Consider the following 2775-nt stretch of genomic DNA (forward strand, 5'->3'; position numbering starts at 1 on the left):
CAAACTAGGAAGCTAGCCGCAGGCTGTACTTGAGTACGGCAAGGCGAAGCTGACGTGGTTTGAAGAGATTTTCGAAGAGTATTAACTCTCACCTATTCATGCAAAGGAATTTTATGGAAGTTTATTTTTCAGGAACCATTGAACGGATTATTTTTGAAAATCCCAGCAATTTTTATCGTATCCTCCTCCTAGAAATCGACGATACAGACGCAGAAAACTTTGATGATTTTGAAATTATTGTCACTGGTACCATGGCTGACGTGATTGAGGGAGAAGACTATACTTTTTGGGGGCAAATTGTCCAGCACTCCAAGTATGGGGAACAACTGCAAATCAGTCGTTATGAACGCGCAAAACCAACTAGTAAGGGCTTGGTCAAGTACTTTTCAAGTAGCCATTTCAAGGGAATTGGTCTCAAGACAGCTCAGAAAATAGTGGACACCTATGGTGACAATACCATTGACGAAATTCTGCAACACCCAGAAAAGCTAGAAGGTATCGCAGGACTCTCTGCAAAAAATCGCGAGGCATTCGTCTCCACACTTCGTCTCAACTACGGAACCGAGATGGTTTTGGCCAAACTTGCCAACTACGGCATTCCCAACAAACTAGCCTTTCAGATTCAAGACTTTTACAAGGAAGAAACCCTTGATGTGGTTGAAAATTATCCCTATCAACTGGTTGAAGATATCAAGGGTTTGGGCTTTACCATTGCTGACCAATTAGCGGAAGAACTAGGCATCGAAAGTCAGGCTCCTGAGCGCTTCCGTGCCGGTCTAGTTCACAGTCTTTTTCAGGTCTGTATGGAAACAGGGGACACCTATGTTGAAGCACGGGATTTACTAGAACAAACCCTTACTCTCCTTGAATCTTCTCGCCCCGTGGAACTGGACCCCAGCCAAGTGGCCCAAGAACTCTCCTACCTGATTGAAGAAGACAAGGTTCAGCAGGTTGATACCAAGATTTTTGACAACAGCCTCTTTTTCGCTGAGGAAGGCATCCGCAGTCACTTGGTTCGTATCCTTGAAAAAGGAAAACAGAAGAGTCAGGATTTAGAAACCATTCAAAAGCATATCACTACTGTCGAGGAAGAGCTGGGAATTGAGTATGATAGCATTCAAAAACAAGCCATCTGTGATGCTATCCAGAACAAGGTCTTTATTCTGACAGGTGGGCCTGGTACTGGTAAGACAACTGTTATCAATGGGATCATCGCTGTTTACGCACTTTTAGAAGGACTTGACCTCAGGAAAAAAAGCAACTTGCCGATTCTTCTTGCCGCTCCAACTGGTCGAGCTGCTCGACGCATGAATGAATTGACAGGCTTGCCTAGCGCGACCATACACCGCCACTTGGGAATGACAGGCGACGATGATACCAGTCATCTGGAAGATTATCTGGATGCCGACTTTATTATCGTGGATGAATTTTCTATGGTGGATACTTGGCTGGCCAATCAACTCTTCTCCAACATCTCTTCTAACAGTAAAATTCTCATCGTGGGAGACAGTGACCAGCTACCGTCTGTCAGTCCTGGACAGGTTCTAGCGGATCTGCTTCATATTCCCTTGATTCCTCAGACTCGCTTGGAAAAAATTTATCGGCAAAGCGAAGAATCAACCATCGTCACCCTAGCTAGTCAGATTCGACAGGGTATCTTGCCAGCTGATTTCACCCAGAAAAAAGCAGACCGTTCCTACTTTGAAATTGCTAGTGGCCATATTCCTGCTACCATTGAAAAGATCTTAGGCGCTGCCCTCAGAAGTGGTATCCCTGCTCGTGATATTCAGGTTCTGGCTCCCATGTACCGAGGGACGGCAGGGATTGATGCCATTAACCAGCTCATGCAAGACCTGCTCAATCCACCACAAAAAAATCAACTCAGTTTTGAAGCTCCCCAGTGTCACTATCGTAAGGGCGACAAGGTCATTCATTTGGTCAACGATGCTGAAATCAATGTCTTTAATGGAGATTTAGGAGCCATCACAGACCTGATTCCGGGTAAATACACCGAGTCGAAACAAGACGAGATTGTTATTGATTTTGATGGCAATGAAGTCTCTTACCCACGTAACGAATGGTACAAGATTCGCCTGGCCTATGCCATGAGCATCCATAAATCACAGGGAAGTGAGTTCCCTGTTGTCATCCTACCGATCACCAGTGCTAGTAGGCGTATGCTGGAGCGCAATCTCATCTATACAGCCATTACACGCGCCAAAAGCAAGCTTATCTTACTAGGCGAATTACAGGCCTTTGACTATGCTACCCAACATATCGGAACTGCCCGAAAAACTTATCTGATTGAACGCTTCAGTGATTTATTGGAGAATGTTGAAGAAAAGCAACAAGCGGTCTCTGAAACAGTAACATCAAGTACCCCTGAACAATCCTACATCCTAACCGAAGAAAACTGGGACAGCATCCCCGCCATGATTGGGATTACAGACGCAGATCTCAAAGAGATTTTTGGAAAATAGTGCATAAGAAAACCCACCTAGTCAGGTGGGATTTTTGTTTATTAATACTCAATGAAAATCAAAGAGCAAACTAGGAAGATAGCCGCAGGTTGCTCAAAACACTGTTTTGAGGTTGTGGATGAAACTGACGAAGTCAGTAACCATACCTACGGTAAGGTGAAGCTGACGTGGTTTGAAGAGATTTTCGAAGAGTATAATTCTTATTGATGAACTGCTTGCAGTCTGAGAAAAAATGAGCTTGGATAGTATTCCCAAACTCATTTAAATTCAATTAAACTATTAGAAAAAGCCTAGA

Annotated in this window: 1 protein-coding gene; it reads left to right on the top strand. The window is 44.1% G+C overall.

Annotated elements, in window-relative coordinates; all coding sequences use genetic code 11:
- Positions 1-113 precede the first annotated feature (113 nt).
- Entirely contained in the window at positions 114-2480 is a 2367-nt protein-coding gene (locus HT730_RS02000; RefSeq protein WP_173306653.1) for an ATP-dependent RecD-like DNA helicase, read from the top strand.
- Positions 2481-2775: the final 295 nt, after the last annotated feature.

The sequence above is a fragment of the Streptococcus sp. k-628 genome (genome assembly GCF_013277475.1).
Taxonomy (GTDB): Bacteria; Bacillota; Bacilli; order Lactobacillales; family Streptococcaceae; genus Streptococcus.